This is a genomic window from Acidovorax sp. SDU_ACID1, assembly GCF_045291395.1.
Taxonomy (GTDB): domain Bacteria; phylum Pseudomonadota; class Gammaproteobacteria; order Burkholderiales; family Burkholderiaceae_C; genus MR-S7.
In genome coordinates, this window is record NZ_CP152342.1 from 4,671,627 (window position 1) to 4,693,342 (window position 21,716).

Annotated in this window: 14 protein-coding genes and 2 pseudogenes; 11 read left to right on the forward strand and 5 right to left on the reverse strand. The window is 71.8% G+C overall.

Annotated features, from left to right (window positions below; genetic code table 11):
- Nucleotides 1-3 precede the first annotated feature (3 nt).
- The gene (locus AAG689_RS22815) at nucleotides 4-1,854 is read left to right on the forward strand and encodes a CocE/NonD family hydrolase (protein ID WP_406623912.1); all 1,851 of its coding nucleotides are present in this window, start codon (nucleotides 4-6) and stop codon (nucleotides 1,852-1,854) included.
- On the opposite strand, the pseudogene AAG689_RS22820 reads toward AAG689_RS22815, so the two are convergent.
- The 5 genes and pseudogenes from AAG689_RS22820 to AAG689_RS22840 form a co-directional block, all read right to left on the reverse strand.
- Nucleotides 1,841-2,817, reverse strand: a pseudogene (locus AAG689_RS22820) (Bug family tripartite tricarboxylate transporter substrate binding protein). The gene AAG689_RS22815 and the pseudogene AAG689_RS22820 sit on opposite strands and share 14 nt — an antisense overlap.
- An 86-nt stretch (nucleotides 2,818-2,903) precedes the next feature.
- On the reverse strand, nucleotides 2,904-4,076 hold the full coding sequence (tcuB, locus tag AAG689_RS22825; protein ID WP_406623913.1) for a tricarballylate utilization 4Fe-4S protein TcuB: 1,173 nt from the start codon (nucleotides 4,074-4,076) through the stop codon (nucleotides 2,904-2,906).
- The gene (tcuA, locus tag AAG689_RS22830; RefSeq protein ID WP_406623914.1) at nucleotides 4,063-5,517 is read right to left on the reverse strand and encodes an FAD-dependent tricarballylate dehydrogenase TcuA; all 1,455 of its coding nucleotides are present in this window, start codon (nucleotides 5,515-5,517) and stop codon (nucleotides 4,063-4,065) included. The genes tcuB and tcuA overlap by 14 nt, the downstream gene beginning before the upstream one ends.
- Nucleotides 5,518-5,648: 131 nt before the next feature.
- On the reverse strand, nucleotides 5,649-6,620 hold the full coding sequence (locus tag AAG689_RS22835; RefSeq protein ID WP_406623915.1) for a LysR substrate-binding domain-containing protein: 972 nt from the start codon (nucleotides 6,618-6,620) through the stop codon (nucleotides 5,649-5,651).
- A gap of 15 nt (nucleotides 6,621-6,635) precedes the next feature.
- Nucleotides 6,636-7,442, reverse strand: coding sequence for an IclR family transcriptional regulator (locus AAG689_RS22840; protein ID WP_406623916.1), 807 nt, complete (start codon nucleotides 7,440-7,442; stop codon nucleotides 6,636-6,638).
- An 83-nt stretch (nucleotides 7,443-7,525) separates the two neighbouring features.
- On the opposite strand from AAG689_RS22840, the gene AAG689_RS22845 reads away from it, so the two are divergent.
- The 10 genes and pseudogenes from AAG689_RS22845 to AAG689_RS22890 all read left to right on the forward strand — a co-directional run.
- On the forward strand, nucleotides 7,526-8,521 hold the full coding sequence (locus AAG689_RS22845) for a Bug family tripartite tricarboxylate transporter substrate binding protein (RefSeq protein WP_406623917.1): 996 nt from the start codon (nucleotides 7,526-7,528) through the stop codon (nucleotides 8,519-8,521).
- 16 nt (nucleotides 8,522-8,537) lie between these two features.
- A complete protein-coding gene (locus AAG689_RS22850) occupies nucleotides 8,538-10,028 on the forward strand; it encodes a class I adenylate-forming enzyme family protein (RefSeq protein ID WP_406623918.1) in 1,491 nt (496 codons plus the stop codon).
- Between the two features lie 17 nt (nucleotides 10,029-10,045).
- On the forward strand, nucleotides 10,046-10,828 hold the full coding sequence (locus AAG689_RS22855) for a citryl-CoA lyase (RefSeq protein WP_406623919.1): 783 nt from the start codon (nucleotides 10,046-10,048) through the stop codon (nucleotides 10,826-10,828).
- Nucleotides 10,825-11,637, forward strand: coding sequence for an SDR family NAD(P)-dependent oxidoreductase (locus tag AAG689_RS22860; protein ID WP_406623920.1), 813 nt, complete (start codon nucleotides 10,825-10,827; stop codon nucleotides 11,635-11,637). The genes AAG689_RS22855 and AAG689_RS22860 overlap by 4 nt, the downstream gene beginning before the upstream one ends.
- A gap of 108 nt (nucleotides 11,638-11,745) precedes the next feature.
- A complete protein-coding gene (mnmA, locus tag AAG689_RS22865) occupies nucleotides 11,746-12,867 on the forward strand; it encodes a tRNA 2-thiouridine(34) synthase MnmA (protein ID WP_406623921.1) in 1,122 nt (373 codons plus the stop codon).
- Nucleotides 12,868-12,944: 77 nt separating this feature from the next.
- Entirely contained in the window at nucleotides 12,945-13,772 is an 828-nt protein-coding gene (locus AAG689_RS22870; RefSeq protein WP_406623922.1) for a LysR substrate-binding domain-containing protein, read from the forward strand.
- A 194-nt stretch (nucleotides 13,773-13,966) separates the two neighbouring features.
- Nucleotides 13,967-15,628 (forward strand): L-lactate permease, encoded by a 1,662-nt coding sequence (locus AAG689_RS22875; RefSeq protein WP_024001285.1) that lies wholly within the window; start codon nucleotides 13,967-13,969, stop codon nucleotides 15,626-15,628.
- 243 nt (nucleotides 15,629-15,871) lie between these two features.
- A complete protein-coding gene (bcsB, locus tag AAG689_RS22880) occupies nucleotides 15,872-18,184 on the forward strand; it encodes a cellulose biosynthesis cyclic di-GMP-binding regulatory protein BcsB (protein ID WP_406623923.1) in 2,313 nt (770 codons plus the stop codon).
- A complete protein-coding gene (gene bcsZ / locus AAG689_RS22885; RefSeq protein ID WP_406623924.1) occupies nucleotides 18,177-19,325 on the forward strand; it encodes a cellulose synthase complex periplasmic endoglucanase BcsZ in 1,149 nt (382 codons plus the stop codon). Before bcsB ends, bcsZ begins: the two co-directional genes overlap by 8 nt.
- Before the next feature lie 119 nt (nucleotides 19,326-19,444).
- Nucleotides 19,445-21,691: pseudogene (locus tag AAG689_RS22890) on the forward strand (tetratricopeptide repeat protein); the annotation flags it as partial.
- Nucleotides 21,692-21,716: the final 25 nt, after the last annotated feature.

A 21,716-nucleotide genomic window follows, 5' to 3' on the forward strand; every position in this document is an offset into this window, starting at 1 on the left:
CCCATGTCCGACCACGACACGAACGGCCAGGCCTGGGTGGTGCCGCCGAGCGAATACGCCGCTCGGCGCCCAGCGCGCTGGGCGACGGGCGCGCCGCGCTCGCAGTACCTGACGATGCCCGACGGCTGCCGGCTGGCGCTGGACTGGTACCTGCCCGAGGGCAGCGGCGCCGCCGCGCCGCCCCCCTCGTTCCCGGTGATCGCCGTCATGACGCCGTACTACCGGCGCTTCCAGGTGAGCGCGCCGGGCGCCGAGCCCGCGCCCAACATCGCCATCTATCGCGACTTCTTCGTGCCCCGGGGCTACGCGCTGGTCGTGATGGACGTGCGCGGCAGCGGCGCCAGCTTCGGGCGGCGCGACGCGTTCCGCTCGCCCACCGAGCGCGGCGACTACCTGGCGCTGGCGCAGTGGATCGCGCAGCAGCCCTGGTGCAACGGCAGCATCGGTGCCACCGGCATTTCCTACCTGGGCGCGGCCTCGTGCTTCCTGGGCAGCACGGGGCACCCGGCGGTCAAGGCCATCGCGCCGCTGTTCGCGGTGTCCGACACCTACAGCGACCACGTGTTCCCCGGCGGGATCGCCTGCAAGACCGTCACCGCGCACTACGACGACCTCATCCGCGCGCTGGACTGGGACCGGCGCGACGCGCTCAAGGCCTATGCCTACTTCAGCGACCCGCGCTACGCCGGCCCCGCGCCCGTGGACGACGACCCGCAGGGCGCGCTGGTGCGGCAGGCCATCGAGGAGCACCAGGACAGCTTCCTGCTGCGCGACATGGCGCCCGAGATGGCGTTCCGCGAGGAAGGCAGCCTGCACGACCCCGCGCTGCACAGCGGCGCCTGCAGCCCCTACTGGTACCTGAAGGAGGTGGCCGGCAAGGTGGCGGTGTACTCGGTCTCGGGCTGGTACGACGGCAGCGCCTTCGTGCACGGCTCCGTCTCCCGCTTCCTCACGCTGCGGGGCCCGCACGACCGCCTGCTGCTGGGGCCGTGGGACCACGGCGCGCGCACCAACGGATCGCCCTGGCGCACGCCCGGGGCCAGCGCGCCGCAGTTCTCCATCCTGTCCGAGGTGCTGCGCTTCTTCGACCACCACCTGGCGGGGCTGGACACGGGGCTGCAGGCCGAGCAGCCCGTGCACTACTTCTGCACCCATGCCGAGGCATGGCGCGGCAGCGCCCAGTGGCCGCCGGCCGCCGCGCCCACGCAGTGGCACCTGCAGCCGGGCGGCGCGCTGCGCCCGCAGGCGCTGCAGGAGGCGCAGACCGCCCAGTTCCAGACCCGGTTCGCCGTGTCCAGCGGGCGCCACACGCGCTTCGAGCGGCTGGCCGCGCAGGCCATCGTGGACTACTACCAGGACTGGGCCGCGCACGAGGCGCAGATGTGCTCCTTTCTCTCCGACCCGCTGCCGCACGACATGGAGCTGGCGGGGCACCCGCTGCTGGAGCTGAACGTGGCCTGCAGCGAGGGCGACGGGGCCCTGTTCGCCTACCTGTCCGAGCTGGAAGAGGGCGGCAATCTGGTCTACATCACCGAAGGCTGCCTGCGCCTGGCCCACCGCGCCACGCGCGAGGCGCCCGAGCGTTACCGCACCGTGTGGCCCTTCCGCGACTTCTCGCGCGCCAGCGCGCGGCGCATGGTGCCCGGGGAGCTGGAAACCGTGCAGATCCCGTTGCTGCCCATCGGCTGGCGGCTCTCGGCCGGCAGCCGCCTGAAGCTGTCGCTCTCGGGCGCGGACGCCGAGCACTTCCAGCAGGTGCCGCACGGCCGGCCGCCGCGCTACACGCTGCGGCTCGGTGGGGCCGATGGCTGCGTGCTGCGGCTGCCCGTCGCTGCGGCGGTCACTGGGCCGTGATCTTGCGCTCCTTCACGATCGCGCCCCACTGGTCGTACTCCTTCTTCATGAAGGTGGCGAACTCCTTGCGCGTCGTGGGGTGGGGCGACAGGCCGTGCTTGTTCAGCGCGTCCTTCACGCCGGGGTCGTTCAGCACCTTGACGATCTCCACGTTCCAGCGGTCGAGCAGCGGCGCGGGCGTCTTGCCCGAGGCCATGAACGAGTACCAGTTGAGCGCCTCGAAGCCCGGGAAGCCCGACTCCGCCACCGTGGGGATATTGGGCAGGTAGGCCGGCCGCGTCAGGCCCGTGGTGGCCAGCGGGATCAGCTTGCCCGTCTCCACGTGCGGCATGGCCGTGGGCGGCGCGGCGAAGTAGCTGGTCACGCGCTCGCCCAGCAGGTCCTGCAGCGCGGGCGCGCCGCCTTTGTAGGGCACGTGCACCATGTCGATGCCCGCGCGCTGGTTGAACAGCTCGCCCGCCAGGTGCGAGGCCGAGCCCGCGCCGGTCGAGGCGAAATCCACGCTGCCGGGCTTCTTCTTGGACAACTGCACGAACTCGGCCAGCGTCTTCGCGCCCGCGCCCTTGTGGACCACGAGCACGTTGGGGAAGTACACGCCGCCGGAGATGGGCGCCAGGTCCTTGAACGGGTCGTAGGCCAGCTTCATGAGGTGCGGCGCGATGGTCAGCGGCCCCACGGAGCCCAGCAGCAGCACCGTGCCGTCGGCCACGCCGGCGGCCACCTGCTGGTGGGCGATGTTGCCGCCAGCCCCGCCTTTGTTCTCCACCACCACGGACTGGCCGATGTTCTCGCCGAGCTTCTTGGCGATCAGGCGCGCCGCCGCATCGGCCGCGCCGCCGGCCGCGAAGCCGACGACCAGCGTGACGGGCTTGGCCGGGGGAAGTCCTGGGCCATCGCCGGGCCGGCGAAGGCCAGGGAAGCGGCCGCCGCAGCGGCGGCCTGGATCAGGGTGCGTTTTTTCATCGTGAGGCTCCTTCGCGGACGTTTTAAGTGAAATCGGGCTCTAGCGCATAGAGGGCAAGCGCTAGCAGCTATCTTTTTGAGATGGCTCAGTCGCTGCCCAGGCCGATGGGGTTGGGCTGGCGCCGCTCGGTGTGGTGGCGCAGCAGCGCCGCCGTGCGGAAGATGCCGTGGGCGAACTTGCCGTAGGGCAGCGTGGCGAACAGCGCCATCACCGCGCCCAGGTGCAGGCACAGCAGCAGCGCCATGGCGCCGGTGCCGCGCGCGGCCCACAGGGCCAGGCCGCTGGTGGCGATGAGGAACAGCAGCGCGATGAAGCCCCGGTCCATGGGCTTTTGCGCCGCGTCGCCGTGGGCCGGGTCGCGGCGCAGGTTGAGGCGCCACAGGCCCGCCGTGCCGATGGTGAGCATCACGCCGCCCACCGCGCCCAGCAGCTTCGGCAGGCTGGGCAGGTCGTAGGGCGCGGGCAGGTCGAACAGGTAGTGGTAGAGCGTCGCCACGCTGGTCGCCGCGAAGCACAGCAGAAAGCCGTAGAACGTCAGGTGGTGGCAGCGGCGGCGCGAGAGGGTGTAGGCGTCGTCCTCGTTGGGGCAGCCGTCGCCGTGGCCGCCGTCGAGGTATTTGAGCCGCAGCACGTCGTGCGTGGCCTCCACCGAGGCGGGGGCCTGCAGCGGCGCGCCGCTGGTCACGGGCGTGATGTCGCGCCAGAAGCGCCGCACGCCCAGCGCCAGCGCGAGCACGGCGAACAGGAACACCGGCGCGAACAGGCCCACGAGCAGGTTGTGCGGGAACAGGGCGTAGAAGTCGGCGCCCGGCGCGCTCCAGAGCGAGCCTTTCAGCGCCACGGCCAGCACGAGGAACAGCGCCAGCCCGGCCGCCAGCGCGAGCGAGAGCGTGAGGCCGTTGCGCTTGTACAACTGTCCCAGGGCGGGTGGCCAGGCGTAGTCGTGGTAGGTCTGGCCGCGCACCTGGGCCATGGCCTGCGGCACGTTGACCGCGAATTCGTGCGGCGGCGCGTACTGGCAGGCGTGCAGGCAGGCGCCGCAGTTGTGGCACAGGTTGGCCAGGAAGTGCACGTCGGCCTTGGGGAATTCGAGCCGGCGCGTCATTGCGGGGAACACGGCGCAAAAACCCTCGCAGTAGCGGCAGGCGTTGCAGATCTGGAGCTGGCGGGCCACCTCGGCCTCGGCGGCCGAGGGTGCCGCCATCTCGCCCATCGCCAGGGCCCGGGCGTCGCGGGCAAGGGCCTCAAGCGTTTGCATGTTGTGCTTCCATTTCGGTAGCTACCAGCGCTTGCAGGGTCTGCGCTGGAGCCTGTTTCGATGCCAATGCCGCGTTGGCGCCCGCGATGCGGCCGAAGGCCGTGCCGATACTCATGCCCACGCCGGCGGTGTAGCCCTTGCCGAGCACGTTGCCGGCCATCATTTCGCCGGCCACGAACAGGTTGGGGCTGGCCGCGCCTTTGAATCGCACGGCGGCCGTGTCGTCGGTCTCCAGGCCCAGGTAGGTGAAGGTGACGCCGGGCTTGAGCGCGTAGCCGTAGAAGGGCGCCGTGTCGATGGGGCGTGCCCAGTGCGTCTTGGCGGGCGTCACGCCCTCGGTATGGCAGTCGTCCAGCGCGGTGTGGTCGAAGGTGCCCACGCGGCAGGCGGCGTTGTAGCTGTCCAGCGTGCGCATGAAGGTCTCGACCGGCAGGCCGAGCTTCTGTGCGAGTTCGGGCAGGGTGTCGGCCTTGACGCCCGGGAACACGGGCGGCATGAAGCGGCCGATGGCCTTGCTGTCGATGATGGAGTAGCCGATCTGCCCGGGCTGCTGCGCCACCAGGCGCCCCCAGATCGCGTAGCGCTTGGGCCAGAAGTCCTCGCCCTCGTCGTAGAAGCGCTCGGCGTCGCGGTTCACCACCACGCCGAGCGACACGCAGTCGATGCGCGTGCAGATGCCGCCGTCGTAGAGCGGCGCGCGCGCGTCGATGGCCACCATGTGCGCCTGTGTGGGGTCGCCGATGCGGTCGGCGCCGTGGTCACCCAGCAGGTGGCGCAGCAGCACGCCCTGGTTGAAGGCCGTGCCGCGGATCAGGAAGTTGTCCGAGGGCCACTCGCCGCGCGCGTTCTGGCCCCAGGCCTCGCGCAGCCAGTCGCGGTTGGATTCGAAGCCGCCGGCCGCGAGCACGCAGGTCCTGGCCGTGATGCGCTCGCCGCCCTGGAGGTGCGCGGCGACGAAGCGGCCGTTGTCGATCTCGATGCGCTCCACGGGGGCTTCGTAGCGCACCTGCACGCCGAGGGCTTCGGCGCTGCGGTAGTAGGCATTGACCAGCGCCTTGCCGCCGCCCATGAAGAAGGCGTTGGTGCGCGCCACGTGCAGCGCGCCCGACAGCGGCGGCTGGAAGCGCACGCCGTGCCGCCGCATCCAGGTGCGGCAGGCCGAGGAATGGCGGATCACCAGGCGCGCGAGGTGTTCGTTGGTGATGCCGCCGGTGACTTTCAGCAGGTCCTGCCAGAACTCCTCTTCGGGATAGGCCTCGACCAGCACGTCCTGCGGCGCGTCGTGCATGCAGCGCAGGTTGCGCGTGTGGGCGGAATTGCCGCCGCGCCAGGCGCGCGGCGCGGATTCGAGCAGCAGCACGCTGGCGCCGGCCTCGCGCGCCATGAGCGCTGCGCACAGGGCCGCGTTGCCGCCGCCGATGACCAGGACATCGGGGTCCATGGGCTCTCCTAGGTTTCGTGGGGGATCGGGGTGGCGCGACTGTAGGCAGCGCACCCGCGCGCGTGCAGCGGCCCCCGGTCATGGGGGTATCACGAAGACTGATGGCTACGGGGCCGGAGGCGGCCCAGCGATCAGTTCGGCGCGGGGATGAGCGTGGTGCCCACCCACTGGCCGGCCTCGACCAGCGCGCGCACGCAGTCGGCCAGTACCACGCGCGCGGCCAGCGCGGCGGGCGAAAGCTCGTCGTCCGACAGACTGCACAGCAGGTTCACGCGCCGGGCTGGCTCGCCCTCCAGGCGCGCGGCGCGAAAGCGCTGGGCCGCGTCCGGGTAGCGGCCCATGGCGGCCCAGGGCTGCAGCGTGGAGCCCAGGCCCGCGTCCACGGCGGCCATCACCATGGCGAGCGAATCCACCTCCAGCACCACGCGCGGCGCCACGCGGGCGCGGGCGAAGGCGGTGTCCAGCGTGCTGCGCAGGCCGTGGGGCCCGGTGGGCAGGATCAGCGGCTCGTCGGCCAGATCCTGCGCGGTCACGGTGGCCGGCAGGGCCGGCGCGCCGTGGCCGCGGATCAGGAACAGGTCTTCCTCCAGCAGCGGCAGGATCTCCCAGTGCCGCCCGCCGCCGGTACGCCCGCCGCCGGTCTGCCCGCCGGGGTGCAGCCGAGTGTCGAACAGCACGGCCAGGTCCAGCTCGCGCGCGTTGAGCATGGCCGTGAGGTGGCCGGACATGCCCTCGACCATGTGCAGCCGCACGTCCGGATAGCGCTCGCGCATCGCGCGCATCAGCGGGAGGCCCAGCACCGCCGAGGTGGTGGGCGCCAGCCCCACGCTCACGCTGCCCGACAGCCGCGCCTGCTGGGCCGCGCGCACGGCCTGCTCGGCATGGCGCAGCGTCAGCTGCGCCTCGCGGTAGAAGGCCACGCCGGCCTCGGTGGGCGCCACGCCGCGCGGCGTGCGGTGCAGCAGGCGCGTGGCCAGCTCGCCCTCCAGCCGCGTGATCTGCTGGCTCAGGGCGGACTGCACCATGTCCAGCTCCAGCGCCGCGCGGCTCATGGAGCCGCGTTCGACGACGTGGACGAAGTAGCGCAGCTGTCGCAGTTCCATGGTGTTCTTCCCGAATCAGAGTCCGCCCGGCAGAAGGGCTTGGATGGCTTTGCGGATTTCGCGCGCCATCCACTGCTGGCGCTCGCGCGGCATGCGCGCCAGCGTGGTCGCCACGCTGATGCCCGCCACGGGCTCGCCGCGCGCGTCGCGCACGGCCATGCCCACGGCCAGCACGTTGCGCGTGGCGTGGTTGCCGATGATGGACCAGCCGCGCTCGCGCGTGGCGCGCACCAGCAGGCGCATGCGCTCGGGCGTCATGCCGCCGTAGCGCGGCAGCTCGGCGGCGTTGGCGGCCATGATGGCTTCGACCTGCGCGTCGGGCAGCGCCGACAGCAGCGCCAGCCCCGCTGCGCCCACGCCCAGCGGCTGGCGCGTGCCGGGCTGGATCACGAGCACCTGCACCGGGTGGCTGCCCACCTGCCGTGCGAGGCAGTGCGACAGCGCCCCCTCGCGCACGATGGCGAAGGCCGCGTCGCCGCAGGCCACGCTCACGCGCTCCAGCACCGGCTGCAGCCGCACGGCCAGGTTGGGCATGTGGCCGACCTGGGCGGCCAGCCCCAGGCGCGGCCCGGGCACGTAGCGGAAGCGCCCCTGCGCGACCACGTAGCCGGCCTCGCGCAGCGTGGCGAGCAGGCGGTGCACGGTGGCGCGCTCCAGGCCCACGGCGCTGCACAGATCGACCACGCGCGCGCCTTCGGAGCCGCTGGCAGCCACGGCGTCGAGCACCTGCAGCCCCCGCCGCAGGGTGCGGCTGCCGGCGTCTGGACTGGTGTCCGGAACGTCCGATGGGCGGACGTTTCGATTGGTCGGTGTGCTGGGCATTCGAAAGAATTTCTGGGTCGATCGCAAAAGCGCAGTGTGCCCGAGGCCCTTGCCCGGGTGCAGCCCCAAACCAAGGAGACACCATGACACATCGCACTACCTTTACCCGCCGCGCGGCCTGGGCGGCCATCTCCGGCGTTGCCCTCATTCCCGGGATGGCCTTCGCGCAGCAGGCGCCGGCCGCCTGGCCGCAAAAACCCATCAGGCTCGTCGTGGGCTTTTCCGCAGGCGGGGCCACCGACGTGGTGGCGCGCATCATCGCTCCCAAACTCGGCGAACAGCTGGGCCAGCCCGTGGTGGTGGACAACCGGGCGGGCGCCAATGGCAACGTGGGCGCGGAGATCGTGGCGCGCGCGCCCGCCGATGGCTACACGCTCTACGTCTTCACCATCGGCAACACCATCAATGCGTCGCTCTACGCCAAGCTGGGCTACGACCCGGCCAAGGATTTCGAGCCCATCGGCCTGATCGCCAAGATCACCAACGTGCTCGTGGTCAATCCGAACCTGCCGATCAAGAGCCTGGACGACTACGTGCGGTACGCCAAGGTATCGAAGGACGGCATCACCTTCGCCTCCTCGGGCAGCGGCTCTTCCATTCACCTGTCGGGGGAGATGTTCAAGATGCGCTCGGGCCTGAACATGCTGCACGTGCCCTACCGGGGCAGCGCTCCGGCCGTGACCGACCTGCTGGGCGGGCAGGTGGATTCGATGTTCGACAACATCCCCTCGGCGCTGCCGCACGTGCGCGCGGGCAAGCTGCGCGCGATCGCCGTCACCAGCGCCCGGCGCTCCACGCTGCTGCCCGATGTGCCCACGCTGGGCGAACTGGGCTACCCGAATTTCGACGTGCAGGGCTGGTTCTCGCTGGTGGCGCCCAAGGGCACGCCCCGCGCCGTGGTGGACCAGTTGAACGCCGCGCTGAACAAGGCGCTGGCCAGTGCCGACGTGCGCCAGCGGCTGGAGGAGAACGCCGCCACGCCCGAGTCGAGCACGCCGGAGCAACTGCAGGCGCTGACGCTTTCAGAAATCAAGACTTGGCGCGAGGTGGTGAAGGCCTCCGGGGCACAGGCCCAGTAACTCCTGCAAGGTTTCCATGTACCCCATCGATTTTTTCTGGCGGGCCACCCAGCGCTGGCCCGAACGCACCGCCATCGACGCGCCCGAGGGCGCCATCACCTACGCCGCACTGGCCGCCCAGGTGCGCGCGGTCTCCCAGGCGCTGCTGGCGCTCGACCCCGCGCCCGGCAGCCGTGTGGGCATCTGCGCGCACAACAGCGCGGCCCACATCGCCATGCTGCTGGCCGTGCTGGCCTGCGGCAAGGTGTGGGTGCCGCTCAATCCCAAGAGCACGCGTCCCGAGATCCGCCGCATCATCGACGTGACCGAGCCCAGCATCCTCGTGCTGGATGCCGAAAGCGAAGCCTTGCTCGAGGGCGCGCCGGGCGCGCGCCTGGCCTGCGAGCGCGGTGCGCTGGCAGAGCTGGCCGTGCGGCATGCGCACGCGCCCCAACCGGTGTTCGACCTGCCCCAGGACGCCACGCAGGCCATCAAGTTCACGGGCGGCACCACGGGCCTGCCCAAGGGCGTCATGCAGCCCTACCGCGCGTGGATGGCCAACATCGCCAACCAGATCCACGCCTGGGGCTTCGACGAGCACGAGCGCTACGTGGTGGCCGCGCCCATCACGCACGGCACTTCCACCTACATCCTGCCGATCCTGGCGCAGGGCGGCTGCCACGTGCTGCTGCGCGGCAGTGGCGCGGAGGCCGTGCGCGCGGCTTTCCGCGACCAGGGCGGCACCGTGTGCTTCATGCCGCCCACGCTGGTCTACATGCTCATGGCGCTGCCGGGCGCGAGCCGCGCTCAGTTTCCGCACCTGCGCCGCCTGATCTACGGCGGCGCACCCATGCCGGCCGAGAAGATCCGCGAGGTGCGCGCCTTCTTCGGCCCCGTGCTGGGCACGACCTACGGCCAGACCGAGGCGCCGCAGATCCTGACCGTGCTGCTTCCCGAGGACTTCGAGGACGAGCGCAACCTGGCCGCCGTGGGCCGCACCACCTGGTTCAGCGACGTGGCCATCATGGCGCCCGACGGGCGCCTGCTGCCCGCAGGCGAGGTGGGCGAGGTGGTGGCGCGCGGCGACCTGCTCATGACCGGCTACTGGCGCCTGCCCGGCAAGACCGCAGAGACCCTGGTCGGCGGCTGGCTGCACACGGGCGACCGGGGCCTGATCGACGCGCGCGGCTACCTCTACCTGAAGGACCGGCTCAAGGACATGGTCATCACCGGCGGCTTCAACGTCTATCCCGTGGACGTGGAGAACGCACTGGGCCAGCACCCGGCCGTGCACGAGTGCGCGGTGTTCGGCATCCCCGACGACAAGTGGGGCGAAACCGTGCAGGCCGCCGTGCAGCTGCGCCCCGGCCGGCAGGCGACGGAGGCCGAGCTGATCGCCTTCGTGCGCGAGCGGCTCGGGCCCGTGCAGACGCCCAAGCGCATCCATTTCCACGCCAGCCTGCCGCGCTCGCCTGTGGGCAAGGTGCTCAAGTCCGCCGTGCGCGACCTCGCGCTGGCCACCCCCTGAACCTGGAGAAAAACGCCATGCCATCCATCCGCAACGACGCTCCCGTCACCCGCCTGTGCACGCACACGCTCACCAGCCTGCACTACCGCGACGCCGATCTGGTCGAAGACCTGATGGGCCAGAAGACCTTCACCGAGGTCATGCTGATGCAGATCATGGGCCGCACGCCGCGCCCCGTGGACCTGCGCATCACCGACGTGGTGCTCATCGTGCTCATGGAGCACGGCCTCACGCCCAGCGCCATCGCCACGCGCCTGATCTACATGAGTGCGCCCGAGAACCTGCAGGGCGCCGTCAGCGCCGGCCTGCTGGCCGTGGGCAGCTCCTTCGTCGGCACCATGGAAAACTGCTCGCGCCTGCTCGACCGCATCCTCGCCGCCGACGACCCGCAGGCGGAGGCCCAAGCCATCGCGCGCCAGCACCGCGAGGGCAAGCAGGCCATGCCCGGCTTCGGCCACCACCTGCACAAGCCCGTGGACCCGCGCGCCTACAAGCTGCTGGAACTCGCCCGCGCCGAACCCGACCTGGCCGGGCGCCACGTGCGTGCGCTGGAAACGCTGTCCAAGGCCGTGGATGCGGCCTGGGGCCGGCCCATCACCATCAACGCCACGGGCGCCGTCGCCGCGCTGCTGGGCGAGATCGGCGTGCCCACCAACGTGATGCGCGGCTTCGCCGTGATCTCGCGTGCGGCGGGCCTGGTGGCGCACATCGTGGAGGAGCAGCAAAGCCCCTCGGGCCGCTTCATCTGGGACACGGTGGAGCACGCCATTCCCTACGTGGGCGAAGGCGGCGCGCGATGACGCCGCCGGCACTGCCGACCGATCTCACGGGCCGCGTGGTCTTCGTCGCCGGCGGCGGCTCGGCTGGCCCCGGCTGGAGCATCGGCCGCGCGGCCAGCGTGACCTATGCGCGCCAGGGCGCGCGCGTCTGCGTGGCCGACCGCGACGCCGCCTCGGCTGAGGAGACGTGCGAGCTGATCCGCGCCGAGGGCGGCGAGGCCGGGGTCTTCGTGGGCGACGTGGCGCAGGAGGCCGACGTGCAGCGCCTCTTCGCCGAGGCCCGCGCGCGCTTCGGCCCCATCGACGTGCTGCACCACAACGTGGGCATCGGCAAGACCGGCGGCCCGCTGGAAACCAGCGCCGAGGACCTCGACCGCATCCACGCCGTGAACGTGCGCAGCCTGCTGCTGGCCACGCAGCAGGTGCTGCCGGACATGCTGGCGCGCGGGCGCGGCGCCATCACCGCCATCTCGTCCGTGGCGGGCATGCGCTACGTGGGCTACCCGCACCTGGCCTACAGCGTGACCAAGGCAGCCGTGGCGCAGTTCACGCGCATGGTGGCGCAGCAGTACGCGGCGCAGGGCGTGCGCGCCAACACGGTGGTGCCGGGGCTCATCGACACGCCGCGCATCGCCCAGACGGTGGCGAAGATGTTCTCCGAGAACCTGGAGGAAGCCCGCGCCGCCCGCGCCCGCCAGGTGCCCCTGGGCCGCATGGGCACGGCCTGGGACGTGGCGCACGCCTGCGCCTTCCTGGCCAGCGACGCGGCGGCCTACGTCACGGGCACCGAACTGGTGGTGGATGGCGGGCTGACCGGAAAATACACATGAAAATGGTCTCCAGCGCTTATCCAGAAAGCGCTGGCAGCTATTGTTTTCGATATTTCCGTTCTCCCTGCACGGGCGAAGGGCCGCGGCTGAAAAATACAATCCCGGCCCATGACTGCATCCTCCAAGCACCGCGTCGTCGTGGGACTCTCCGGCGGCGTGGATTCGGCCGTCACGGCCCATCTGCTCAAGCAGCAGGGCCACGAGGTCGTCGGCATCTTCATGAAGAACTGGGAGGATGACGACGACAGCGAATACTGCTCGTCCAACATCGACTTCGTGGACGCCGCCGCCGTGGCCGACGTGATCGGCATCGAGATCGAGCACGTGAACTTCGCGGCCGATTACAAGGACCGCGTGTTCGCCGAGTTCCTGCGCGAATACCAGGCGGGCCGCACGCCCAACCCCGACGTGCTGTGCAACGCCGAGATCAAGTTCAAGGCCTTCCTGGACCACGCGATGCGCCTGGGCGCCGGGAAGGTCGCCACGGGCCACTACGCGCGGGTTCGCCAGAACCCGCAGACCGGCCTGTTCGAGCTGCTCAAGGGGCTGGACCCGGCCAAGGACCAGAGCTACTTCCTGCACCGCCTCAACCAGGCGCAGCTCTCCAAGACGCTGTTTCCGGTGGGCGAGCTGCACAAGACCGAGGTGCGCCGCATCGCCGAGGAGATCCGGCTGCCCAACGCGAAGAAGAAGGATTCGACCGGCATCTGCTTCATCGGCGAGCGGCCGTTCCGCGAGTTCCTCAACCGCTACATCTCCCGAGAGCCCGGCCCCATCCTCGACGACCGGGGGCGCACGCTGGGCCAGCACATGGGCCTGTCGTTCTACACGCTGGGCCAGCGCCAGGGCCTGGGGATCGGCGGGGTCAAGGAGAAGGGCGCCCAGCGCGGCGCGGGCGACCACGCGCCGTGGTTCGTGGCGCGCAAGGAGCTGGAGACCAACACCTTGCGCGTGGTGCAGGGGCACGACCACCCCTGGCTGCTGTCGCACACGCTGGTGGCGGGCGACGCGAGCTGGGTGGCGGGCATGCCGCCCGCGGTCACCGCGCTGGCCGCCAAGACGCGCTACCGCCAGCAGGACGCGGCCTGCACCTTCGGCGCGCATGGGGCCAAGGCCTTCGCGCTGCGGTTCTCCGAGGCCCAGTGGGCGGTGACGCCGGGGCAGTCCGCCGTGCTCTACGACGGCGAGGTCTGCCTGGGCGGCGGCGTGATCGCGTCGGCCGACGCCTAGGGCTCCGATGTCCGCGCCGCGCATCCCTGCCGATCCAGGGCCTGCTGGCCTTCGAGGCGCTGGCGCGGCTGCGCAGCGTGACGCTGGCGGCGCACGAGCTGAACGTGACGCCCAGCGCCGTGAGCCACCGCATCCGGCAGATGGAGGTGCTGCTCGGCGTGAAGCTGTTCGCGCGCGGCGATTTCAGCCTGAGCCCGGCGGGCGCGGCCTACATCGCGCGGGTGCGCGAGGCCATCGCCGCACTGCAGCAGCTGCCGGGAGCGACGCCGGCGCCCAGCGCCGCGCGGCTGCGCGTGGCGGTCACGCCCACGTTTTCGCGCGAACTGCTGCTGCCGCGGATCGCGCGCTTCCGCGAGACCTATCCGGACATCGAGCTGATGCTGCAGGTGACGATCCCCGTGCACAACGTGATGGCCGAGGAGGCCGACATCGAGCTGCGCTTCGGCTCCGGCCATTTCCCCGAGCGCGAGTCCATGCACCTGCTGGGCGACGAGGTCTGCCCCGTCTGCAGCCCGGAATACCTGGGCGAGGCGGGCGCGCTGGGCGACTTCTCCTCCGACGAGGCGGTGGCGCGCGCGCGCCTGATCCGCTCGCCGCTGGAGCCCTGGCGCACCTGGTTCAGGGCCTGCGGCATCACGCAGCCCGAGCCCACGGTGGGCAGCCAGTTCAACGACCTGGGCCTGGTGTGGGACGCGGCCGTGGCCGGCTTCGGCGTGGCGCTGCTGCGCCTGCGCCTGGGGCGGGCGTGGCTCGACAGCGGCCGGCTCGTGCGGCTGTCGCCGCGCAGCGTGCCTTCGCCGCACGACTACTACCTGTGCTGGCGACCGGGTGCGCTCGAGCGCTGGGAATGCGCGGCCTTCGTGGACTGGCTGCCGCTCGCGCTGGCCGTGCCGGACGCCGCGTAGTTACCGCAGGTTGCAGGTCCGCCCGCCACGGCGGCGCTGCGGCGTGAAAATGCTTCACGTGCAGGGGTAGCATTTTTCACGCTGCGCGGGCGACGACCTTTCTACAGTCTCACCCGCACTCGGCGAGCGGCTTTCCTGCCGCCGGCTTGCGCACATTCCTCCAAGATCTGGACAACAACACGGAGACAGGGCATATGGCCTGGCAACAAATTTACGACCCGTTCGGGAACATGGTCATCTCCACCGCGCTCGCGGCGATACCGGTGGTGGTGATGCTCGCGGCGCTGGGCTTCTTCCACATCAAGGCGCACATCGCGGCGGGCATGGGGCTCATCGCGGCCCTGCTCGTGGCCGTCTTCGCCTACGGCATGCCGGCCGACATGGCGGGCCGGGCGGCGCTCTTCGGTGGATTCACCGGGCTGCTGCCCATCGGCTGGATCGTGCTGAACATCATCTTCCTGCACCAGCTCACCGAGCAGAACGGCAGCTTCGCCGTGCTGCAGGATTCGCTCTCGGGTATCACCGAAGACCGGCGCATCCAACTGCTGCTGATCGCGTTCTGCTTCGGCGCGTTCTTCGAGGGCGCGGCCGGCTTCGGCACGCCGGTGGCCGTGACGGCCGCCATCCTGATCGGCCTGGGCTTCTCGCCGCTGGCCGCCTCGGGCCTGTCGCTGATCGCCAACACGGCGCCCGTGGCCTTCGGTGCCCTGGGTACGCCGGTGATCACGCTGGCCAAGGTGCACGGCTACGACTTGATGGAAGTGACGGCCATGATCGGCCGCCAGCTGCCCTTCTTCTCGCTGCTGGTGCCGTTCTGGCTCATCTGGGCCTTCGCGGGCCGCAAGGGCATGTGGGAGATCTGGCCCGCCATCCTCGTGACGGGCGTGTCGTTCGCGGTGCCGCAGTACCTGGTGTCGAACTTCATCGGGCCGGAACTGGTGGACATCATCGCCGCCATCGTCTCCATGGTCTGCCTGGTGGCCTTCCTGCGCGTGTGGCAGCCCAAGAAGGTGTGGACCTCGCCCTCGCTGCGCGGCCACGATCCCAGCGCGGCCGACGCCAAGCCCGCGCAGCCGCCCAAGCGGCACAGCACCCAGGCCCTGGTGGCCGCCTGGACGCCCTGGGTGATCCTGTCGGTGTTCGTCTTCATCTGGGGCCTGCCTTCGGTCAAGGCGTGGCTCAACGGCATCTTCGCGCCTGCTTTCCCCATGGACGGCCTGCACAACATGATCGAGAAGGTGCCGCCCGTGGTGCCCCAGCCCACCAAGGAAGGCGCGGTCTACACGCTGAACCTGCTGTCGGCCACCGGCACGGGCATCCTGCTGTCGGCCATCGTGAGCGCGCTGGTCATGAAGTACAACCCGGTGGCCATCGTGCGCACCTTCTTCAAGACGCTGTGGCTGGTGAAGTATTCGCTGCTCACCATCGTGCTGATGCTGGCGCTGGGCACGCTCACGCGCTACTCCGGCACCGACACCACGCTGGGCCTGGCGTTCGCCAACACCGGCGTGCTCTACCCCTTCTTCGGCACGCTGATGGGCTGGCTGGGTGTGGCGCTCACGGGTTCGGACACGGCGTCGAACGTGCTGTTCGGCGGCATGCAGAAGGTGGCGGCCGAGCAGCTGCACCTCTCGCCCAACCTCATGGGCGCGGCCAACAGCTCGGGTGGCGTGATGGGCAAGATGATCGACGCGCAGTCCATCGTCGTGGCCTCCACCGCCACGCGCTGGTTCAACCACGAGGGCGACATCCTGCGCTACGTGTTCTTCCACTCCATCGCGCTGGCCTGCCTGGTGGGCCTGTACGTGACGATGCAGGCCTACGTCTGGCCGTTCACGCTCATGGTCGTGCACTGATCAGCGTGTTTTTGGCCTCCAGCGCTTGCCAGGCAAGCGCTGGCAGCTATCGCAACCAAAGCAAGACGGGCGCCTTCGGGGCGCCCGTCTTGCTTTGGAAACAACGCATTTTGTCAATCTTTGTCATGGTTTGTTGATGTTACATAGCTAAATTCTATTGATTTGTTTCATCGTCATTACACTTTTGTGGCAGTTGCGTTGCGGGGTCTTGCAAGCCCCTTTTTTCCTCCCACGAAAACAGCCATGACCTTGAACACCCCCCTTCTCAAGCCCGCCGCTTGGCTGCTGGCCCTCGGGGCCCTGGGGGGGAGCCAATCCCTGGCGTGGGCACAGAAGCCGCCCGTGCCCCGCAAGCCCCCGGCCGTGGCCGCTGCCGCCGAAACGCCGGCCGCCGAGCCGCAGGCCCTGCGCCGCTGGAGCCCGCGTCTGAAGGACCTGGGCCTGGGCGGCGCCATGCGCCTGCGCGGCGTGGAGAGCTGGTCGGGCGTGGGACTGGGCATCCGGCGTGACGAGATGGTGGAGTCCGCGCGGCTGCGGCTGGTGTTCACGCTGTCTCCCGCGCTGCTGGCCGACCTGTCGCACCTCAAGGTGCTGCTCAACGACCAGCTCGTGCGCACCATCGCCCTGCCCAAGGAGCGGCTGGGCCAGCCTCAGGCGGTGGACGTGGACATTCCCCCCGCCTATTTCACGGACTACAACCAGCTGTCGTTCCAGTTCGTGGGCCACTACACGCTCGACTGCGAAGATCCCAGCCATTCGAGCCTGTGGGCGGAGATCAGCCACGAGAGCGTTCTGGACCTGGCGCTGCGCCCGCTGCAGGGGCGCGGCGACCTGGCCCTGCTGCCCGCCCCGTTCTTCGACCCGCGCGACAGCCGCCCCGTGGAGGTGCCTTTCGTCTACGCGGCGCAGCCTAGCCTGGGCCAGCTCAAGGCGGCGGGCGCGGTGGCCAGCTGGCTGGGGGTGCTGGCGTCCTACCGGGGCAACCGCTTCCCGGTATTCCAGGACGCGCTGCCGCCCGGCCATGCCGTGGTGATCGCCACCAACGACCGCCGCCCCGGCTTCCTCAAGGACATGCCGCCGGTGGAGCAGCCCACGCTGTCCATGGCGGCGCACCCCCAGGTGCCGGGCGCGCGGCTGCTGCTGGTGCTGGGCAAGGACGATGCACAGGTGCAGGCCGCCGCCGCCGCGCTCGCGCTGGGCAAGGCCGCCCTGTCGGGCCAGAGCATGCGCGTGACCGGGCTGGAGCTGCCCCCGCCGCGCAAGGCCTACGACGCCCCGCGCTGGCTGACCACCGAGCGCCCCGTGCAGCTCGGCGAACTGGTGGAGCGGCCCACCGACCTGCAGCTGCGCGGCACCGTGCTGAGCGGCACCATCCAGGTCAACGCGCGCATGGCCCCGGACCTGTTCACGTGGAACGCCAGCGGCGTGCCGCTGAACCTGTTCTACCGCTACACCCCCACCAACCTGTCGGACCGGGGCTCGCTGAACGTCTCCATCAACGACCAGTTCGTCAAGGCCTACCCGCTGCAGGCCAGCGGCGACAGCGAGGCCCGCAAGAGCAAGATCCTGCTGCCGCTCGCGCAGGATGGCGGCGGGCTGGTGCGCTCGGACATGAAGATCCCGGCCTTCATGGTGGGCGGCGACAACCGGCTGCAGTTCGCCTTCAACATCCCGCCCGCGGACCTGGGGCGCTGCCGCTCCACCCAGCCGGTGGAGCTGCGCGCAGCCCTCGACCCGCAGTCCAGCATCGACATGACGGGCTTCGACCACTACATGGCCATGCCCAACCTGGCCGCATTCGCCAACAGCGGCTACCCCTTCACCAAATACGCCGACCTGGGCCAGACCTCGGTGGTGCTGCCCAACCAGCCCACCGGCGCCGACGTGGAGGCCTACCTCACGGCCGTGGGCCGCATGGCGGCGGCCACCGGCTACGCGGGCACGCGCTTCCAGCTGCTGCACGCGGCGCAGATCGAGCAGGCCTGGGACACCGACATCCTGCTCGTCTCCGTGGGCGACCGCGACGGCCTGCTGGCCCGCTGGCGCAGCGGCCTGCCGGCGCTGGTCGAGGCCGGCAAGCGCTCCGTGCAGCCGCTGGAGCGGGGCGTGAACGCCTTCTTCGAGCTGTTCCGCCTGGGCGGCGGCAGCCCCGCCACGGCCGGTGACGGCCGCGCCACGCTGGAGGGCGACGGCCCGCTCGCGGCGGTGGTGGGCCTGCAGTCCCCGCTGCAGGAGGGGCGCAGCATCGTGGGCCTGACGGCCAGCGACGCGCGCAGCATGGGCTGGATCGCCCAGGGCCTGAACGACCCCGGCAAGGTGCAGCTGCTGCAGGGCGACCTGGGGCTGCTGCGCGGGGAGGCGGTGGAGAGCTTCCGCATCCAGCCCGTGTACTACGTGGGCGACCTGCCCTGGTACAAGCGCCTGTGGTTCCACCTGCACAGCCACCCGGTGGCGCTGGCGCTGCTGGGCATTGCCGCCGGCCTGCTGCTGACCCTGCTGGTGTACGGGGCGCTGCGCTCCCTGGCCCGCCGCAGGCTGGAGGGCGGCGATGACTGACGGCGCCGGCAGGCCCACGCGCCGCGCCGTGCTGCGGGGCGCGGCGGGCGCGGCCGCGGGCTGGGCCGCGCAGGCCTGGGCCGACGCGGGCACGGCACCCGTCTGGCCGGCCTGGGAGGCGTTCCACCGCCAGTTCGTGGGCAGCGGCGGCCGCGTGACCTCGGACGCGCAGGGCCAGACCTATTCCGAGGCGCAGGCCTATGCGCTGTTCTTCGCACTGCTCGCGGGCGACCGCGAGCGCTTTGAACGCATCCTGCGCTGGACGGAAGACAACCTCTGCGCGGGCGACCTCACCACCCGCCTGCCTGCCTGGCTCTGGGGCAAGCGCCCCGACGCCACCTGGGGCGTGATCGACGACAACGCCGCCTCCGACGCCGACCTGTGGATCGCCTATGCGCTGGCCGAGGCCGGCCGGCTGTGGAACGACCGGCGCTACCGCGCGCTGGGCGCCGTGCTGGCGGCGCGCATCGTGCGCGAGGAAACCGCCGACCTGCCGGGCCTGGGCCCCACGTTGCTGCCCGCGCCGCGCGGCTTCGCCCCTGAAGGCGGGCCCTGGCGCCTGAACCCGAGCTACCTGCCGCTGCAGCTCCTGCACGGACTGGCCGGCGCCACCGGCCAGCCGGTCTGGAAGCAGCTCGCGGCCAGCTCCCTGCGGGTGATGGTCGAATCCGCGCCCCAGGGCTTCAGCCCCGACTGGACCGTCTATGCCGGCCAGGGCTTCCAGGTGGAGGCCGAAGGCAAGGACAAGGGCCAGGGCGCCTACAACGCCATCCGCGTCTACCTCTGGGCGGGCACGCTCCACCCCCGGGCCGAGGGCCGCGGGCCGCTGCTGCGGGCGTTGGCCCCCATGGCGCGCTTCGTGCGCGAGCGCGGTCATCCGCCGGAGTCCATCGACATCCTGACCGGCCAGGCCGGCGGCCCCGCGCCCCCGGGCTTTTCCGCGGCGCTGCTGCCTTTCCTGCAGGCCAGCGGCGAGGCCGACGCGCTGCGGGTGCAGCAGCTGCGGCTGGAAGCGCGCCCGCCGCGCCCGGATGCCTATTACGAGCAATGCCTGGCGCTCTTCGGCCAGGGCTGGATGGACGGCGCCTACCGCTTCGACGCCGACGGGCGCCTGCTGCCCCGCTGGAAGGCCGGGCCATGAAGCGGCCGTGCAAGGGCCTGGCCGTCGCCGCGCTCTCCTCGGCCCTGGCCCTCCCCATCGTCCCCGCGCTGGCCGACGGCACGGATGCGGGGCAGGAGGCGCTGCTGCGCAACGCCCAGATGTGGGCCTCCAGGAACCGGCTGGACCTGGCGCGCCAGAGCGTGGACAAGCTGCTGGCGCTCGACCCCGACGCGCCTCCCGCGCTGGCCCTGCTGGGCGACATCGCCCTGCGCGGCAACCGGGCCGACGAGGCGCAGCGCATCCTGGCGCAGCTGCGCGCGCGCCATCCCGGCCACAGTGCCACGGCAGACCTGGCCACCCTGGTGCGCGTGCACGGGCCGGACCGCGAAAAGCTCGGCCAGATGCGCCTGCTCGCGCAGATGAACCGCAAGGCCGAGACGCTCGAACGCGTGCGTGCAGGGCACCCGCCCGACAGCATCCGCCAGGCGCGTGCACTGGCGCGCGCCCTCTTTCCCGACGGCCCGCCCGCCATCGGCGGCCTGGCGGCCGAATACTGGCAGGTCATGGGCAACGACGCGCGCACGGCGCCCCAGGCCGCATCGGTCCTGCACCAGCTCTATCAGCGCACGGGCGATGCCGACTACCGCCTCGCCCAGCTCGAAATGCAGGCCGCCCAGGGCGCCAGCGCCCTCGCGCTGGTCCGCGCCTGCGAGGCGCTGGCCGACGACCCTGCCGCCAACCCGCACCGCCTGCGCGACCTGTGGCGCCGCGCACTGGGCCGGCTGGAGGGCGCGGCCGCCGCGCCCCGGCTGCAGGCCTACCTGCAGCGCTACCCCGACGACCGGCCCATGGCTGAACAGTGGGGCGCCGCACGGCAGGCCGTGGCGCAGGCCGAGCGCTGGGCGCGCGACCCCGCGCGCCTCGCACAGGCCGCCGGCCAGCGCGCGCTGGACGCGGGCGACCTCGCACAGGCCGAGCAGCAGTGGCAGGCGGCGCTGGCGCTGCGCCCGCGCGATGCCGCCAGCCTGGGCGGCCTCGGCCTGGTGCGCCTGCGCCAGGGCCGCCACGAAGAAGCCCGGGCGCTGTTCGCCCAGGCGCAAAGCCTGTCCCCGCAGGCGCGGTGGCAGGGGCTGCAAGCCACGGCCCACTTCTGGGGCCTGCTGCGCCAGGCGGACGATGCCGCGCAGGCAGGCCGCCTGGAGGAAGCCGCCCGGCAGGCCCAGCAGGCCGTGGCCCTGGAGCCCGCCCATGCCGAAGCCCTAGCCACGCTGGCAGGCATCCGCGCCCGGCAGGACGACCCGGCGCAGGCCCAGGCGCTCTACGAGCGGGCCCTGGCCGCCGACCCCGCCCACCTGGACGCCCTGCGCGGCCTGGCCGCGCTGCACGCCCGCGCGGGCCGCGCGCCGCAGGCCCTGGCCCTGCTGGAGGCGGCCCAGCGCAGCCGTCCGGACCGCGCGCCGCAGCTTGCAGCCGTGCGCGCGGACCTGCTGGCCGAACAGGCCGAGGCGCAGCGCACGGCCGGGCACCCCGGCACCGCGCTGCGCCTGCTGGAAGACGCCGTGGCGCTCACGCCGCGCGACCCCTGGCTGCGCCACCGCCTGGCGCGCGTGTACCTGCAGCTGGGCCAGCCGCGCGAGGCGCTGGACGCCATGGACGAGGGCATCGCCCTCCAAGGGGACGAGGCCGACATGCGCTACGCCCGCGCCTTGATCCGCAGCGCCACCGACGACGACGCGGGCGCGCTGGCCGACCTGGAGCACGTCTCCCCCGAGCAGCGCAGCGATTCCATGCGCGCGCTGCTGCGCTCGGCCACCGTGCGCGCCACCGTGGCCCGCGCCGCCGGCAGCGACGCGGCGCAGGCCGGGCCGCTGCTGGCCCAGGCCGAGCGCCAGGCGGGCGACGATGCCGACCTGCTTTTCACCGTCGCCAACGCCTGGTTCCAGCGCGGCGAGGGCGCGCAGGGCGTGGCCGTGTTCGACCGCCTGGCCGCCCGCGCCCCGGCCACGCCCGAGGCGCGGCTGGAGCACGCCGCCTTGACAGGCCGGGCCGCGATAGGCCGCGCCGCCATGGACGGCCCCCTGGCCGAGTTGCTGCCCGCCCTGCTGGCCGAGCCGGGCTGGACGCCCGCGCAGGCGGCGCGCCTGTCCGCGCTGCAGGCGGCCCATCTGGAACGCCGCGTGGAAGCCGCCGTGGCCGCTGGCGACCGCGCCGAGGCCCTGCGCCTGGCCCGGTCGCCCCTGTACGGCGGCGATGCACCTGCCTTCCGTGGCCGCCTGCTGCTCGCGGCGCAGGACTATGCGGGCGCCGCGCGGCAGCTGGCGCAGGCGCTGGAGTCGCAAGGCGACGACGCCGGCGTGCGCCTGGCCCTGGGCGATGCGCTGGCGCGCCAGGGGCAGGCGGCCCAGGCGCGCGCGCAGGCGCAATGGCTGC

Excerpts from the sequence above, each read along its gene's own strand:
- AAG689_RS22840 (WP_406623916.1), bottom strand. The coding sequence starts at position 7,442 with ATGCCCAGCACACCGACCAATCGAAACGTCCGCCCATCGGACGTTCCG.
- AAG689_RS22860 (WP_406623920.1), top strand. The coding sequence starts at position 10,825 with ATGACGCCGCCGGCACTGCCGACCGATCTCACGGGCCGCGTGGTCTTC.
- AAG689_RS22815 (WP_406623912.1), top strand. The coding sequence starts at position 4 with ATGTCCGACCACGACACGAACGGCCAGGCCTGGGTGGTGCCGCCGAGC.
- mnmA (WP_406623921.1), top strand. The coding sequence starts at position 11,746 with ATGACTGCATCCTCCAAGCACCGCGTCGTCGTGGGACTCTCCGGCGGC.
- AAG689_RS22850 (WP_406623918.1), top strand. The coding sequence starts at position 8,538 with ATGTACCCCATCGATTTTTTCTGGCGGGCCACCCAGCGCTGGCCCGAA.
- tcuB (WP_406623913.1), bottom strand. The coding sequence starts at position 4,076 with ATGCAAACGCTTGAGGCCCTTGCCCGCGACGCCCGGGCCCTGGCGATG.
- bcsB (WP_406623923.1), top strand. The coding sequence starts at position 15,872 with ATGACCTTGAACACCCCCCTTCTCAAGCCCGCCGCTTGGCTGCTGGCC.
- AAG689_RS22845 (WP_406623917.1), top strand. The coding sequence starts at position 7,526 with ATGACACATCGCACTACCTTTACCCGCCGCGCGGCCTGGGCGGCCATC.
- AAG689_RS22875 (WP_024001285.1), top strand. The coding sequence starts at position 13,967 with ATGGCCTGGCAACAAATTTACGACCCGTTCGGGAACATGGTCATCTCC.
- AAG689_RS22855 (WP_406623919.1), top strand. The coding sequence starts at position 10,046 with ATGCCATCCATCCGCAACGACGCTCCCGTCACCCGCCTGTGCACGCAC.
- tcuA (WP_406623914.1), bottom strand. The coding sequence starts at position 5,517 with ATGGACCCCGATGTCCTGGTCATCGGCGGCGGCAACGCGGCCCTGTGC.
- bcsZ (WP_406623924.1), top strand. The coding sequence starts at position 18,177 with ATGACTGACGGCGCCGGCAGGCCCACGCGCCGCGCCGTGCTGCGGGGC.
- AAG689_RS22835 (WP_406623915.1), bottom strand. The coding sequence starts at position 6,620 with ATGGAACTGCGACAGCTGCGCTACTTCGTCCACGTCGTCGAACGCGGC.